The 15,804-nt window shown below is 32.9% G+C and carries 12 protein-coding genes and 1 riboswitch; of the genes, 1 reads left to right on the top strand and 11 read right to left on the bottom strand.

The features are described 5' to 3' along the window. Window positions 1-58: 58 nt before the first annotated feature. From ACYQ39_RS08625 to ACYQ39_RS08595, 7 genes are all read right to left on the bottom strand, one after another. On the bottom strand, window positions 59-1,738 hold the full coding sequence (locus ACYQ39_RS08625; RefSeq protein ID WP_459842155.1) for a glycoside hydrolase family 13 protein: 1,680 nt from the start codon (window positions 1,736-1,738) through the stop codon (window positions 59-61). Window positions 1,739-1,791: 53 nt separating this feature from the next. Further along, window positions 1,792-2,784: a LacI family DNA-binding transcriptional regulator gene (locus tag ACYQ39_RS08620; RefSeq protein WP_459842153.1), complete on the bottom strand. Its 993-nt coding sequence runs from the start codon at window positions 2,782-2,784 to the stop codon at window positions 1,792-1,794. Window positions 2,785-2,835: 51 nt separating this feature from the next. Next, the gene (locus ACYQ39_RS08615) at window positions 2,836-3,732 is read right to left on the bottom strand and encodes a carbohydrate ABC transporter permease (protein WP_459842151.1); all 897 of its coding nucleotides are present in this window, start codon (window positions 3,730-3,732) and stop codon (window positions 2,836-2,838) included. Beyond that, window positions 3,732-4,565, bottom strand: a complete 834-nt coding sequence (locus ACYQ39_RS08610) for a carbohydrate ABC transporter permease (RefSeq protein WP_459844316.1) — start codon at window positions 4,563-4,565, stop codon at window positions 3,732-3,734. Before ACYQ39_RS08610 ends, ACYQ39_RS08615 begins: the two co-directional genes overlap by 1 nt. A 207-nt stretch (window positions 4,566-4,772) precedes the next feature. Then, window positions 4,773-6,014, bottom strand: a complete 1,242-nt coding sequence (locus ACYQ39_RS08605; protein ID WP_459842149.1) for an ABC transporter substrate-binding protein — start codon at window positions 6,012-6,014, stop codon at window positions 4,773-4,775. Window positions 6,015-6,216: 202 nt separating this feature from the next. Continuing rightward, window positions 6,217-7,932 carry a phospho-sugar mutase gene (locus tag ACYQ39_RS08600; RefSeq protein WP_459842147.1) on the bottom strand — a complete coding sequence of 572 codons (1,716 nt, stop codon included), beginning with the start codon at window positions 7,930-7,932 and terminating at the stop codon, window positions 6,217-6,219. Between the two features lie 134 nt (window positions 7,933-8,066). Then, window positions 8,067-8,984, bottom strand: coding sequence for a SpoIID/LytB domain-containing protein (locus tag ACYQ39_RS08595; RefSeq protein ID WP_459842146.1), 918 nt, complete (start codon window positions 8,982-8,984; stop codon window positions 8,067-8,069). A 98-nt stretch (window positions 8,985-9,082) separates the two neighbouring features. Then, window positions 9,083-9,161: riboswitch (Fluoride riboswitch) on the top strand. Window positions 9,162-9,525: 364 nt separating this feature from the next. Between ACYQ39_RS08595 and ACYQ39_RS08590 the strand changes: the two genes are divergently transcribed. After that, the gene (locus tag ACYQ39_RS08590; protein ID WP_459842144.1) at window positions 9,526-10,728 is read left to right on the top strand and encodes a cation:proton antiporter domain-containing protein; all 1,203 of its coding nucleotides are present in this window, start codon (window positions 9,526-9,528) and stop codon (window positions 10,726-10,728) included. 65 nt (window positions 10,729-10,793) lie between these two features. On the opposite strand, the gene ACYQ39_RS08585 is transcribed toward ACYQ39_RS08590, so the two are convergent. From ACYQ39_RS08585 to spoVT, 4 genes are all read right to left on the bottom strand, one after another. Beyond that, on the bottom strand, window positions 10,794-11,954 hold the full coding sequence (locus ACYQ39_RS08585; RefSeq protein WP_459842142.1) for a D-alanyl-D-alanine carboxypeptidase family protein: 1,161 nt from the start codon (window positions 11,952-11,954) through the stop codon (window positions 10,794-10,796). Continuing rightward, window positions 11,947-13,401, bottom strand: a complete 1,455-nt coding sequence (gene yabN / locus ACYQ39_RS08580) for a bifunctional methyltransferase/pyrophosphohydrolase YabN (RefSeq protein WP_459842140.1) — start codon at window positions 13,399-13,401, stop codon at window positions 11,947-11,949. Before yabN ends, ACYQ39_RS08585 begins: the two co-directional genes overlap by 8 nt. A 1-nt stretch (window position 13,402) precedes the next feature. Next, window positions 13,403-15,007, bottom strand: coding sequence for a putative polysaccharide biosynthesis protein (locus ACYQ39_RS08575; protein WP_459842138.1), 1,605 nt, complete (start codon window positions 15,005-15,007; stop codon window positions 13,403-13,405). 113 nt (window positions 15,008-15,120) lie between these two features. Then, window positions 15,121-15,672, bottom strand: coding sequence for a stage V sporulation protein T (gene spoVT / locus ACYQ39_RS08570; RefSeq protein ID WP_459842137.1), 552 nt, complete (start codon window positions 15,670-15,672; stop codon window positions 15,121-15,123). Between the last annotated feature and the right edge of the window lie 132 nt (window positions 15,673-15,804).

Genomic DNA, 15,804 nt, shown 5'->3' with positions numbered 1-15,804 from the left:
CTCCTTTAATCCCATAAGCCATGAGCAATAGTTTGGCCCATGGCTTATGACTCAATACTTACTTTAATTTATATACTCTAGCTTCATAAGGTCTAAGTTCTATTTCTGAAATTTCTTCATTATTGACATCATAATTACTAATTAATAATTCTTTCTCATCAATATTAATACTGTCTGGTAATTCAAACTTTGTTTTATCTGCAAAAAAATTAAGGATTACTAATAACTGTTCTCCCTTATACTCTCTTAAATAAGCATAAATACTCTCATCATCTTCTAAAAGTAATCGATAATCTCCATAAACAAATACTAGATATTCTTTTCTAAGCTCAATTAGCTTTTGATAATAATAAAAGATGGAATCTGAGTCTTCTAAAGCATTCTCTACATTTATCTCCTTATAATTAGGATTAAGTTTAATCCATGGCTCACCGTCAGTGAATCCAGCATTTTCACTATCATCCCATTGTATTGGAGTTCTTGCATTATCTCTACCTTTGAAATAAATTGCCTCCATTACTTCTTCTGGATCTTGATCACCTTCAACTACTCTTTCTTGATACATATTTAAAGTTTCTATATCTTCATAATCATCAATAGAATCAAAGGCAACATTAGTCATTCCAATCTCTTCTCCTTGGTAAATATAAGGAGTACCTTGTAAAGTATGGCTCATAGTAGCTAACATCTTAGCAGATTCAACTCGATACTCTTCATCATCTCCAAAACGAGAAACCGGACGCGGTTGATCATGATTATTTAGATACAGACTATTCCAGCCTTTACCTTCTAATTCAGTCTGCCATTTACTCATAATATCTTTAAACTCAGTCAATTCCCAATCTACAATATCCCATTTGCCACCTTGACCAGAATCAATATCCATTAACTCAAACTGAAATACCATATCAAGTTCACTACGATCTTCTCCTACATACTTTATACCTTCTTCTGGAGTTACTCCGGGAGTCTCTCCTACTGTCATAATATCATACTTAGATAAGACTTCTTGATTCATCTCTTGTAAGTAATCATGAATCCTTGGCCCATTTAAGAAGTAGTCTCCTCCAGAAGCATAGCCATCTTCTCCTAAATCCTCACCATCTGGTAAACCTTCTACTTTAGAAATCATATTGATTACATCCATCCGGAAACCATCAATTCCTTTATCTAACCACCAAGTCATCATATCATATACTTCTTGTCTTACATCTGGATTCTTCCAATTTAAATCTGGCTGCTTTTCACTAAATAAATGAAGAAAATATTCGTCTGTCTTATCATCATATTTCCAAGCAGAACCACTAAAGTTAGACCTCCAATTATTTGGTTCGTTACCATCTTTACTAGGTCTCCAAATATAATAGTCTCGATATGAATTATCCTTTGATTTACGAGACTCAACAAACCACTTATGTTCATCAGAAGTATGGTTGACTACTAAATCCATAATCAACTTAATATCTCGTTTATGAAGCTCTTCAAGTAATCTTTCCCAATCTTCCATTGTCCCAAACTCATCCATAATTGATTGATAATCACTAATATCATAACCATTATCGTCATTAGGAGATTCATAAACTGGGTTTAACCAGACTACATCTATACCTAATTTCTTAAGATAATCTGCTTTTTCAATAACTCCTTTTAGATCTCCAATTCCATCTCCATTTGTATCATTAAAACTTCGTGGATATATCTGATAAACTACTGCTTCCTTCCACCACTGTTCTTCCATAATTTAGCCTCCTATATTTTAATTATAAAGCGCTTCCAAAGTTTTTAAATCTATTAACATGACTCTCTAATAATCAACTCTGGATCTAACTTTTCTCTTTTCAAATTGCTTTCTTGAGAACATATATCTTCTATTAAAATTTCAAGACCCAATTTCCCCATTCTAAACATAGGCTGACTAACTGTCGTTAATTTTAAATAACGGGCCAACTCTATATTATCATAACCAATGAGAGCAAAATCATTTGGTATAGAAAATCCAGCTTCTTCAATTACTTCTATAGCACCAATTGCCTGATTATCAGAAGCAGCAAATATAGCTCTTGCTCTATTCTTTTCCTCTAACTTAAGCAATTCATTCATCATTTTATAACCTGATTCAATAGTAAAGTCACCTTCTTGTAATAAATAATTAGGAAACTCTAAACCTGCTTCTTTAAAAGCCATCTTTACTCCCTGTAATCGATTCTGACCATGAGTACTATCTAATGGCCCATCTAAAAAAGCAATCTTCTGATAACCTAACTCTAATAAATAATTAATTGCTTTTTTTACTCCTAGAATTTCATTAACAGAAATAGAGTTTATATTCTCTTGAAAATCATCTACTAGGACTAAAGGTAGAGCAATCTCTTTAAACTTAGCAACTTCTTCTTGAGTCAAATCAAGAGTAATTGCTAATACTCCGTCGACTCTTCTTTCCTTTAAAATCCGATTAATATGTTTCTCTTTTTCTCTTTTATCCACCTTAATTAAAACTAAGTCCATTTCAAACTCTTCTAGTCCTTCTTGAACACCTCTAAGTACTTCTACAAAAAAATGATCGGTAAAAGAAGGTACCATAACTCCAATAGAATTGGTTCGTTGTAAAGCTAATCCTCTAGCCATTCCATTAGGTTGGTAATTTAACTCTTTAATTGCCTTTAAAACCTTTTCTTTAGTCTTATCACTAACTTTTTTACTATTATTTAAAACCCGAGATACAGTTCCTATTCCTACCTCAGCAAGGTTAGCTACATCATAAATAGTTACTTGTTCATTACTCATAATATCCGACCTCTTTTCAAAACTATCAACTTATCATACTAACAGATCCGGTTACTCTTTAATTGAACCTCTCATTACTCCACCGATAATCCATTTTTGAGCTACAATATAGAGAAGTAACATAGGGAGTAAAGCCAATAAATAAGACGCAAAAGCTAAATTATAATCAGTATTAAACTGAGATTGAAACACATACTGCATTAAAGGTAAAGTCATTAATTCTCGATCATTTAAAAGTACTAATGGTAACATAAAGTCATTCCAAGCCTTTAAACCAGTTAAAATTGCTACTGTAGCATTAATTGGTTTCAAAAGTGGAAAGATAACCTTCCAAAATACTTGCCAAGTGTTGGCCCCATCAATGATAGCTGCTTCTTCTAGAGATGTTGGTAAAGATTTAATATAACCTACATAAATAAAAATATTTAAGGTTAAACCGTACACAACATATAACATAATTAACCCCATTCTGTTATCTAAACCTAAGAAACTCATCTCTTTAACAATCGGTAACATAATAATCGGAAATGGAATAAACATAGCGCTAATAAAATAATAATATAAGAATTTAAAGAATTTCTTATCCATATTTCTTGCAATAGCATAAGAAACCATTGAATTTGTCAATAAAGTTATAATTACAGCTGGAAAAGTAATAAAGCTACTATTTTTAATACTACGAAAATAATGTGTCATGTCCATTGCTTTAACAAAATTCTCCCAATGTAACCCCCAAGGGAACCCAAGTAATGATTGAGCCATTTCATGTGGTGTCTTTAAAGATACAGTAAAAGCCAAATATAAAGGAAATAAAATTACAAGTGAACCAATTAACAATAAAATTGTAGCTGTCCAGTTTATATCTTGATCTTTAAAGATATTCGATAACCAGTTTTTCTCTTTTTTCTGTTCTATAGTTGTTGGACTACTTACCTGTTCATTATTCATTAGACATCTACCTCCCGCTTCTGTAAGACCTTAATTTGGAAGAATGAAATTATCAAAATTACTATAAAGTAAATTACTGCATTAGCCGATTGATAAGCAAATTCTCCTCCTTGAAAGCCTCCACGGTAAATCAACAGTGAAATCGACTCAGTAGCCCTACCTGGACCACCACTTGTTAAGGCCATAATATGATCAAATACCATCAAAAAGTTCTTCATTGCTACTACCATATTAATAGTGAAAAAGGAAGCAATTAACGGAAAGGTAATCTTCCAGAACTGTTGCCACTTACTTGCACCATCAATACTTGCTGCCTCATATAGATTTTCAGGAATAGTCTGTAAGCCAGATAGATATAATAAAGTATTAAATCCACTTGACTGCCAAACAGCCAAAATTACTACTCCTACCCACGCTAAATCAGGATTACCTAAAATGCTCTTTGTTAAAGTATTGATTCCTAATGTTTGAGCTATTTCTGGTAAAAAATAAGTAAAGATATAGTTAAAAATAAAACCAACAACCAAAATACTCAACATATAAGGCGTAAAGTATATAGCTCGGAAGGCAGACTTAAATTTAATCTTAGCATTTAGACCAAGAGCAATTAATAAACTAACTATATTAACTAATATAGTAGAAACAATTGAAAATTTAAAAGTAAAAATATAAGAATCAAGAACTCGACTATCTTTAAATAAATTAATATAATTCTTTATACCTACAAAATTCCAATTACCATAACCTTTCCAATTAGTAAAACTATAAAATATCCCTTGTAAAGCTGGGAAGGTATGAAAAGCAAAAAAGATTAGTAACGCTGGAATAGTCATTAAATAAAAAGCCTGCTTAGACTTCTTTGTTACCACTATATATCCCCCTTAAATCAATCAGTTTTTTAACTCAAACTAAAATAATATTAATATATTGTATCAAGATCAAGGCAGAGGCCGAGGATAAAGAACCGCCAGCCAATAAATCTTATGATTGTAAGATTTTGATTTTCCTCAGCCTTAACCTTAACCCCGTTCTAAAATTTATTATCTAGCCTGCACCTTATTCCATTCATTGTCTAACTTATTTAAAAATTCACCTACATCACCATTTAATAAAAACTCTTGAATTAAATTAGGCACTTGCATACCAGATGGATAATAATGATCTGGGAAAGGTGCTATCTGACCATTCTCAAAGTACTTTTTCAAATCGGCTACAGATGGATCATCTTGATAAACTCCTTTTATAGCAGAGAAAGTCATTTCTTGATCAATATATTTTTGGGCATTTTCTTTTTCTATCAAGAAGTGAATAAACTTCTTAGCCGCTTCAGCTTTTTTATCTTCTAATTTACTAGACATAGTCAATACAGTATCCACACCAGAAACTAGTTTATTTTCACTAGCGTTATTAACAGCTGGAAGAGCAAAAGAACCAATCTTAATATTAGGATTAGCTTTTTCAATCGGGCCAATTGCCCAAACCCCTTGTAAGTACATTACAGACTTCCCTTTAGCAAAAGCTTTATTACCTGTATTATAACCTTTGCCAAATGGATCTTGCTGGCCATAATCTAATAATTTATAGATTCTTTCTGCTACTTTTCTATAATTTTCTTTAAAAGTAGTCTTATTCGATTTTCGTTGAGCAATGAAATTTTCACCTTGTAAGTTAGCAGCTAAAGAATTCCAAGGAATCATTGCTGTCCAAGCATCTTTAAAAGTTAGATAGAATGGAGTCTCTCCAGCTTGCTTGATTTTCTGTGCTGTAGAAATTAATTCATTCCAAGTATCAGGAATTTCCAGGCCTAACTCTTTAAACTTATCTTTATTATAAAGAACAGTATTAGCATTTGCTGTATATGGAATTCCAAAGTTCTTATTTTTACCATGTAAATCTTTAAGCATATTTAAGTAAGATTCTTGAATTTTATCATTCTTAATCTCAGCATCAGTAGAAAAGTCAGCTAAAACACCTGCAGCAGCCAATTCACCATAAGTAGCATTTCCACCTAGCCCCATAATATCTGGAACATCATTCTTAGTTAGACGTGACTTTAAAACTGTCTCTGCTTGAGGAACATGATTCTGTTCAATATCAATATTAGGATTTTCCTCTTCAAATTTAGCAATCAATTGATTATAAGTTTCAACTGCTTCTGATTTGTTCTGAAAAAATTCAAGCTTTAATTTCGAATTTTTAGTACTTGTCTTCTCTCCACCACAGCCAGTTACTAATAATCCAATAATTAATAACATTAACATAATTGAAGTAAATTTTTTCATAAAGTTCCTCCTCCTTTGTCTAAAAACACAAACTTTAGAAGCGCTTCCAAAAGATGAATAAAAAAATTAATCTTTTGGAAAGGCTTCCAATTATATTATATGATAACTTTTATTATTTGGCAACTGTTCCTAAAAATTAAATTATATAATTATAAATATAATAAAAAAAGCTAGCTCCTTAAGGAGCTAGCTTTACTGGCATTTATTCTACTAAATTCATTACTGCTTCTTTTAAAGTAGTTAATTTTTGACTAGCAGCTTCGTCACTATCAGCTGTAACAGAAAAATAAAACTTAATCTTAGGCTCAGTTCCAGATGGTCGAACTGTAACTAAACTATCATCTGCAAGAGCAAACTGTAATACATTAGATTCTGGTAAATCGAGCTCACTTTCCTCACCAGTTTCTAAATCATAACTCTTACCTACTAAATAATCCTTCTTAACTATTACCTCTTGGCTATTAATTTCTGTCGGACTATCTTCTCTCAAACCATCTAAAATATCATTGATCTTCTCTTGACCTTCCTTACCAGGCATTCTAATGGCTTCTAAATCAGCTTTGTAATAGCCATATTCCTCATACATTCTCATCAATTCTTCATAAAGACTACTACCTTCTGATTCATAATAAGCAGCCATCTCAGCAATCAACATAGTAGCTACTACAGCATCCTTATCTCGAGCATGAGTTCCATATAGATAACCATAACTTTCTTCAAAACCAAAAATATACTCTTTATCATACACACCAGCTTTAAACTCTTTAATCTTCTCTCCAATATACTTAAATCCAGTTAATGTATTCATTACATCAATATCATACTTCTCAGCAATCGGGTTAATCATCTCAGTAGTTACAATTGTTTTAATAATAGCCCCATTCTTTGGAACCTGATCTAAAGAATCTAAAATATACTCAGATAATAAGACACCTACTTGGTTACCATTTAAGTATCTCCATTCTCCTGTAGTATCCTTTACAGCAATACCAACTCGATCAGCATCAGGGTCATTAGCCATAATTAAGTTAGCATCCTTTTCTTCAGCTAAATCTTGAGCTAAATTAAATACTGCTGGTTCTTCAGGATTAGGATAGTCTACAGTTGAAAACTCTGAATCTGGTTCTTCCTGTTCTGAAACTACATGTACATTCTTAAAACCTAATTCATCTAAAATTCGCTGAACAGGAATATTTCCTGTCCCATGAAGTGGTGTATAAACAATATCAAAATCATCTGCTACGTCCTTGATAACTTCTGGATTTAAAGATAACTCCTTTAATGTTTTAGTATACTTATCATCCATCTTAGGATCAATAATCTCAAATAGATCTTCTTTCTCTGCTTCTACACGATCAATTGTCTCTACTTCTTCAAAATTATCAATAGCATTAACTTCAGAAATAATACCTTCATCATGTGGTGCTACAATTTGAGCTCCATCATCCCAATATACTTTATAACCATTATACTCAGGCGGATTGTGACTTGCTGTAACCATTATTCCGGCTGTAGTATCTAACTCTCTAACAGCAAAAGAGAGTTCAGGGGTTGGCCGTAAATCATCAAATAAATAAGCTTTAATACCATTACCTGCTAACACTAAGGCAGTCTCAATAGCAAATTCACGTGACTTACGTCTAGAGTCATGAGCAATGACAACTCCTTTAGCTTTATCTCCTTCTTGAGCTATGTAATTAGCCAGACCTTGCGTAGCTTTTCTAATAGTATACTTATTAACTCGATTAGTACCAGCACCAATAATTCCTCTCATTCCACCAGTACCAAAATCTAAATCAGTATAAAACCTCTCTTCAATCTCTTCCTCTTGTCCTTTAATAGATTCTAACTCTTCTTTAGTCTCTTCATCAAAGTAATCACTCTTTAACCATTCTTGATACTTTTTCATATAATCCATACTAGTCTCCCCTCCTACTATTAATCAACTTATTATAAATTCCATTTATTGTTATTCAAGATGGATTAAATAATTCCTAGTTAATTAACCAAATATTTTAAATTTATTTTATTAATCAATCTTCTAGATTAATCTTAATCCCACTTCTTAATTATCTTAACCTCTTTAAAATAATAATTTATAATCTCTTCTGGACTCCTTCCTTGCCGGGCCAACTTATAAGCCCCCCATTGACTCATACCTACTCCATGTCCATAGCCCCTGCCAATGAGAACAAAACTATCTCCTAGTTTCTTAATTGACTCTATTAAAGTCGACTTCAACTTATCAGGGCCAACTGCCATTCTAAAATCTGCTCCATGAATCTTTTTAACTCCTTTATCATGTTTAATCCCTACTCTTACAATTCGCCCTGTTTTATCTCTATCAAGAACTTCAATATCTATTACCTGGTTAGCTCTTTCTCCAGTCTTCTGTAAAACTCTAAGTAACTCTTTTTTAGTAAGAGTTAACTGCCAACTTCTAATATTCTGTGGAGCTGCATCATCTGGTGATTCTATACTTTTGATATAGGGCGGTTCTTTCTTTTTGTAATTAAGTCCTGCCTTAGCTGTAGTAGTCTCTCCACCAGCACTAGAATGAAACCAGGCCTTAATATATTGACCTTGATAAGTAGCCACTTCTCCTCGTGTCATTCGAACTGCCTGTTTAATTATTGGAGTAATATTCTGGGGCTTATAAGCTTGAGCCTCTTGATGTCTAGCACTAATCAGATTATTATCTTTATCCTCTAGCCTGCGCATAGTAAAAGTCCTAGCTTTAATAGCTTGAGCAGCATAAGCCTCTTTAGGCCAGTTCTGTTTCATCTCACCAGCAACAACACCTGCTACATACTCTTCAATTGGCAATTTTTTAATATCTCCATTTTCTAATTTAACCTTAATAATCGGTTCTTCTATCTTACTTTGATTTTGTTGCTGAGTACACCCAGCTATCACAAGGAAAACGACTACTAATAAAATACTACATAAATCATTTCTGAATCTAAACATAACTTCCCCCCCCACCTTATTCTCTTTCTATTAAATACTATTATTAACTATTAGACTTGACATTATAATCAACAGAAAGTATAATTTATCTTGAAACTAAATATTCTGGTGATGAGGCTCGCCATGATATCTATAGATATCAAAACCGTCTTAATGACTAATGGCTTCTACTCGTAAAGAGTAGGAGCTTTTTTGTTTTTTATTATGAGAAAAATTATTATTAAAGTAGATTAATTTTTAATAATGACACAATATTGATATATTGTGTCACCGTAGGTAATACAGTAGTCAGTCGTGTGCTGTGTGCTGTCAGCAGATTTTAACGGAGAGTCCATAGGACTCATAGGAATTCAAAATACTTAAATTCTAAAACCAAATCTTTATAATTCCTATATTCTAAGGAAAAGTCTTTCTATGGTTTTGAATTTGATTTAGCTCACAACACACAGCAGACGACAGATAGCTGTGATACGAAAGTACCACCTTACTTTCAACTTTCATATAACTTAACAGAGCGAACAAAACAATAGGGAGGTTCACTATGTTATTAAGCATTGCTCTAATTTTATCATTAGGATTGATGTTAGGATTTATCTTTAACAGATTCGATCTACCTAGTCTATTAGGAATGTTAGTGGCAGGAATTATATTAGGCCCTTCAGGTCTATCTTTACTAGATAGCAAATTATTGAGTATCTCTCAAGAGATTCGCCAATTGGCTTTAATTATTATCTTACTTAGAGCTGGATTAGGAATTAGTAAAGATACCTTAAAAAAAATAGGAAAGGCAGCTTTTAGATTAAGTTTTATTCCTGGCTTATTAGAAGGAGGGACTATCTTCTTACTAGCTACTTACTTTTTTAATCTTCCATGGAAATCAGCTGGAATGTTATCATTTATAATTGCTGCTGTTTCTCCTGCAGTAATAGTACCATCAATGTTGCGCTTAAAAGATAAGAAATTAGGTAAAAATAAAGAGGTTCCTACCCTTATCTTAGCTAGTGCTTCAATTGATGATGTATTTGCTATTACCCTCTTTAGTATCTTTCTAGAGTTATTTAAAAGTGGTAACATATCTATCGTAAATACAATAATTCAGATTCCTTTTAAAATTAGTGGTGGAATAATTCTAGGGTTAATTATAGGTTACCTAGTTCATAAAACCTTTGCTAAATCCCCTCAATTAAATCTTACTTATCAATCAATTATTTTAATCATCACTGCTATCTTTACTTCAGTCCTAGGTGATTATTTAAAAGCAGCTAGCTTATTGAGTATAATGACAATTGGTTATTTATTATTAGAAAAGAATAAAAGTTTGGCTACTGACTTAGCTAATACTTTAAATAAATTATGGGTACCAGCTAAAGTATTTTTATTTGTTTTAATTGGAGCAGCAGTTAAAATCCAAGCTGCTTATCAAGTAGGGATATTTGGTATAGTAATAATCTTTATTGGTTTAATTGCTAGAAGTATTGGTGTTTTAATTGCTACAACTAATAGTTATCTTAACTTAAAAGAAAGAGTATTTTGTGTTATAGCTTATCTACCAAAAGCAACAGTTCAAGCAGCTATTGGAGCTGTACCATTAGCAGCTGGTGTTCCAGCAGGAGAGTTGATTTTGGCCCTAGCCGTAATGTCTATAATCTTAACTGCTCCCTTAGGAGCAATTGGAATAGAATATTTTGCGCCACAACTGTTACAACAAAACAAAGTAAAACAGTATAGACCAGACTATGATTAATACTTTTTATCAACTAGCAAGACCAAAGTGACGGCTAAATAGCCGTCACTTTAAAAAACAACTCTTTATTTATTAAAAAATCCAAGTACAAAATCCTTTAACCATCTATATAATAAAGTAAAAAGACCTGCTTTTTCTACTTTATTAACAGTTACTAGTTTTACCGAATCTAGCGCTTTATCATCTTGCTTAAAGATTAATCTACCTACCTTAGCTCCTTTTTCTACTGGTGCTTCTAATTCATGATCTATCTTCACTTCCTGCTCAACCTGTTCTTTGGTCCCCTTCTTAACCACTGCTGATAATCCACTAGCTGTTTCTACTGGAACCTTTAACTGTGTTCCTTTTTTAACTGGTACTTCTTCAATCTCTACCCCTTGATTAATCAACTTTACTTTACGAAAAGCTCTAAAACCATAATCTAATAACTTAGATGTTTCATCCACCCGAGCCTGTTCACTATCTGTACCCATTACTACTCCAATTAAATGTCTATCCCCTCGTTTAGCTGTACCAGCTAAACAATAACCTGCCTCTTCTGTCCAACCAGTCTTTAAGCCAGTTGCTCCAGGATAATTACCAATTAGATTATTTGTGGTATATAAAGGTAACTTACCATTATTAATATAATCTACTCGCTTATCTGTCCACTTTAAAACTTGGGGATGTTCAGTTATTAACTCACGAGCTATGACCGCAATATCATGAGCACTAGAATAATGTCCTCCATTGTCTACTGGCAAACCTGTCGTATTAATAAAACTAGTATGCTTTAAACCTAATTCTCTTGCTTTACGATTCATCATCTGAACAAAGTTCTGTTCTGTACCACCAATATATTCAGCTATCGCTACTGCAGCATCATTAGCTGATGGAATAATAACTGCTCTTAATAACTCCTCTAATTCTAATTTATCTCCTGCTTCAAGCCATACCTGAGATCCTCCCATTGATTCAGCCAATGGAGTTACTTCTATCTTACTAGACAAGCTAGTCTCTCCATTATCAACTGCTTCCATAGTCAATAGAATAGTCATTAACTTAGTAATACTAGCTGGTGGTAGTTCTAAATTAGGTTCTTTACTAAATAAAATCTGTCCTGTTTCAGCATCCATTAACACAGCAGAATTAGCCTTAACATCAAAAGCTTGAGCCTGAACAACTGTTGGTAATAATAATAAGACTAAGAACAACCCAACACCAATCTTACGCTTAAATCTATGCATCATCTTCCCTCCTAATATTCTGTTTAGTTTCTTCCCAATAAACATCTAATTCTTCTAAAGAAAGTTTATCTAGTTCTCTATCTTCTATCGTCACTTTATCTTCAATACAAGCAAAACGTCTTCTAAATTTTTGAATTGTAAGCCGTAAACTAGTCTCTGCATCAATTTCTATAAATCTAGCTACATTTACTAGAGAAAAGATTAAATCACCAAACTCCTCTTTAATATGTTCTATATCTTCTTTAGCTAAAGCAGTCTTAAATTCACCTAACTCCTCAGTTACTTTCTCTAAAACACCTGAAATCTCTGGCCAATCAAAACCTACTTCAGCAACTTTCTCTTGTATCTGTTGTGCCTGTATTAAAGCAGGTAATTGAACAGCAACACTATCCAATAAATAATTATCTGTTTCTTCTTTTTCCTCTTCTTTAATCTGTTTCCAATTAATCATTACTTCATCTGCATCTTTAACTTCAATCCCTTCAAAAACATGTGGATGACGTCTTACCATCTTTTCAACAATCTCAGAAATAACATCTCTAACTGTAAACTTTCCTTCTTCTGTAGCAATCTGAGATTGAAAGACAACCTGTAATAATAAATCACCTAATTCTTCAGCTAAACCAAAATAATCTTCTTCTTCGATTCTCTCTACTACTTCATAAGTCTCTTCAATTAAGTATTTCTTTAAACTTTGGTAATCCTGTTCTTGATCCCAAGGACATCCTTCATTACTTCTTAAAATTTCCATAATCTCCACTAATCTACTAAACTGTCTTGGATTCTGCTTATCAGCTGATACATAAACCGATGTCAAGTGGTCAATCCAATCTAAACGATCCAACATATACAAAGGAATTTCTTCTATCCTTTCATCTTCTAAACCTACTGCTTGTAAGACTTGAATAGAAAACTCATCAGGATAGATTTCCATTAAATTCAACTTAACCTCAGATGCAGTAGCGCGATTATAAACTTGGCTGATAATAGTATCTACAGTAGGATCTAAATCTCGACTAGTAAAATTCAGAGCATCAATAATCTTGACTCCATCAATCGGATCTAAATTCAATCGAGCAAAAACAGTATCCAAAAAACTTGGCCCGGCTAAGATTTGATAATGAGACTTGTCCACTTGTTTGATAATCTGTTGAACTGAACTTTCAGCTACCAATGGATGGCCAGGTACAGCATAAACAATCTTTTCTCCCTTATTAGACAAAGAAGATATTTGATTAGCAATCTGCTGATAAATCTCTTGAAATTCATCAGCACCTTCGTATAGATAATCAAAAGACTTAAATTCAATTCCTTCTTCCTTCAGACCTTGAACTGCTGGATGAAACTCTGTCCTTAAATATATTTGCTCAGCATCCTTTAAAGCTTGATAAACTTCTAAAGTTACTAACTTTAAATCTCCTGCTCCTAGTCCAACTATCTGTAACATATTATCCCCTCACTACTCCCAATTTATCTAGTATAGAAGATACTTTAGACCCTACCTTAGGTACTAACTCTATATCTTCTTTTGTTAAACCACCTGTTAATAATAAAACTAAACTATAACTGATTATCCCTACCAGTACTGCAGTTAAAGTAGTAATAGACTTAATATGAATCATAGAATTTAAGGTATAATAAGTACTATAAACTAAAACTGACATAACTAGCCCACTAAATAAAGGCTTTATAAGTAGATTATAATAATTAAATTCCGGTTTAGCAATCTTAAAGACAGCTATAATATTAAGCAAAGCAGCTAAAGTAAAACCTGTTACTGTTCCAATAGCTGCTCCTCTAATACCTAATTCAGGTTGAGAAGTTAAATAATAGTTTAAAGCTGCATTAACTACTACTCCTAAAAAGAGATTTCTAGCTGGTAACTTAGGTTGGTTAAAACCTTGTAAAATACTAGAGGTCATCTGCTGTAAACTAACTGCTACTACCCCTAAAGCAACATAACGTAAAGAGATAGCTGCTTGAGGAATACCAAAAATCATAGTACATAATGGTCTAGCTAAAATAAAAAGCCCCAAAGAAGATGGAATTGATAAATATAATGTCAATTTAAAAGCTTTGCTAATTCTACTCTGTACCAACTCATTCTCCTCTAAAGTAGCAGCTTCTGAAATTGCCGGTACTAAATTAACTGCTAAAGAAGCAGCCACTACAGTAGGAAATCTAACTAAAGTCATTGCCATCCCATTAAATTGACCATATAAATTAGTTGCTTGTTTTAAAGAAAAGCCTGCTACTCGTAAACGACGAGTAATCATTGATGCATCTACTAGCCTCATGAGCGGCAGAATTAAAGCACCAATAGTTACTGGAATAGCTAAAGAGAAGATTTTTCTTAAAATGATCTGTAACTCAGGCATTGTTTCTGGCTTGTCCAAATTATCTGTAACTTCTTTTTTCTTATGTCGATAATAAATAATCAACATAACTATCAAACCAGCAACTGCTCCAAAAAAAGCCCCAGAAGCTGCTCCTGCTGCTCCTAATTCTACTCCATAAGGCAATAAAAAGAGGGCCAATAATATCATAGTAGTCATTCTTACCAATTGTTCCACTACTTGAGAAATACCAGTTGGTTTCATCTTCCTTAAGCCTTGAAAATAACCCCGATATGTAGCCATAACTGAAACAATAAAGATAGCAGGAGCAATAGCCAAAATTGAGTAATAAACTTTAATATCATCTAGTAAATAATAAGCAATAGGTCGCGCCAATAATCCAACTATAATAGATGCTACTAAACCAAATACAAAACTAACCTTTAAAGCAGTATTAAAGATATAATCAGCTATATAATCCTGACCTTCAGCTTTCTTTTCAGAAACTAACTTAGAAATTGCTACTGGAATACCAACTATCGAAACAGTTAAAATCAGTGTATAAACTGGATAAGCTTTCTCATATAGGCCAAGTCCTACTCCACCAATCATCCTAGCTAAAAAAGCTTTATATATAAAACCAAGAAATTTACTAATAAACGCAGCTACTGCTAAAATAAATGTTCCTTGCAATAGTGAGTTCTTCTCTCCACTCAAAAAAATCTTCCTCCTTAAATCTCACTCCAATTATCTATAATATCAAAAAAGAAACTATTATGCCAGTAACTTTAAATAAAAGTAAAAGGTGAGCTCAAGAGCCCACCATCAGTTTAATCTTCCATCTGCTTAGCTAAAAAACCAGCAGCAGTATCTGCCAATTTAATTTCCATATCCCCCATAGTTGCTCCATCTCGTTGTGAAGCCACAACTACTACTCCAATAGTATCACCATTAGAGGTAATAGGAACTAATACTTGTGATATGAAAGTATCTTCCTCATCATAAATTCCTCCACAAAAGATATCATCAGTTTCTTCATTAATTATCTTAATTTCCTGGTTTTCCATTACCTGAGTAGCTAAATCACTAGCTGGTTTATCAATAAATTTATTCTTCTTAGTACCTGCTACAGCAACTACAGCATCTCTATCTAAAACACAAGCAATATGACCAGTTACTTCAGCTAGAGAATCAACATATTCTTGGGCAAATTCACCTAATTCACCAATAGGAGAATATTTCTTTAAAATTACCTCTCCATCACGATCAACAAAAATCTCTAAAGGTTCCCCTTCTCTAATCCGCATAGTTCTTCTAATTTCTTTAGGTATTACCACTCTTCCTAGATCATCTATTCGTCTTACAATTCCTGTTGCTTTCATCGGGCCAACCTCCTCACAAATTTTTTCAGGGGTCATTGGTATATTATTGTATCTTATATAGCAAATTATATTATAGCTGTTATGTCCCCCTGATTTCCCATCTGTTTCATTATTAGTATATAATTAGAATCG

The sequence above is a fragment of the Halanaerocella petrolearia genome (assembly GCF_054657875.1).
This window is presented reverse-complemented; position numbering and strand designations above follow the sequence as displayed.

Excerpts from the sequence above, each read along its gene's own strand:
- ACYQ39_RS08600 (WP_459842147.1), bottom strand. The coding sequence starts at position 7,932 with ATGGATTATATGAAAAAGTATCAAGAATGGTTAAAGAGTGATTACTTT.
- ACYQ39_RS08590 (WP_459842144.1), top strand. The coding sequence starts at position 9,526 with ATGTTATTAAGCATTGCTCTAATTTTATCATTAGGATTGATGTTAGGA.
- ACYQ39_RS08585 (WP_459842142.1), bottom strand. The coding sequence starts at position 11,954 with ATGCATAGATTTAAGCGTAAGATTGGTGTTGGGTTGTTCTTAGTCTTA.
- ACYQ39_RS08610 (WP_459844316.1), bottom strand. The coding sequence starts at position 4,565 with ATGACTATTCCAGCGTTACTAATCTTTTTTGCTTTTCATACCTTCCCA.
- yabN (WP_459842140.1), bottom strand. The coding sequence starts at position 13,401 with ATGTTACAGATAGTTGGACTAGGAGCAGGAGATTTAAAGTTAGTAACT.
- ACYQ39_RS08595 (WP_459842146.1), bottom strand. The coding sequence starts at position 8,984 with ATGTTTAGATTCAGAAATGATTTATGTAGTATTTTATTAGTAGTCGTT.
- spoVT (WP_459842137.1), bottom strand. The coding sequence starts at position 15,672 with ATGAAAGCAACAGGAATTGTAAGACGAATAGATGATCTAGGAAGAGTG.
- ACYQ39_RS08625 (WP_459842155.1), bottom strand. The coding sequence starts at position 1,738 with ATGGAAGAACAGTGGTGGAAGGAAGCAGTAGTTTATCAGATATATCCA.
- ACYQ39_RS08615 (WP_459842151.1), bottom strand. The coding sequence starts at position 3,732 with ATGAATAATGAACAGGTAAGTAGTCCAACAACTATAGAACAGAAAAAA.
- ACYQ39_RS08605 (WP_459842149.1), bottom strand. The coding sequence starts at position 6,014 with ATGAAAAAATTTACTTCAATTATGTTAATGTTATTAATTATTGGATTA.
- ACYQ39_RS08620 (WP_459842153.1), bottom strand. The coding sequence starts at position 2,784 with ATGAGTAATGAACAAGTAACTATTTATGATGTAGCTAACCTTGCTGAG.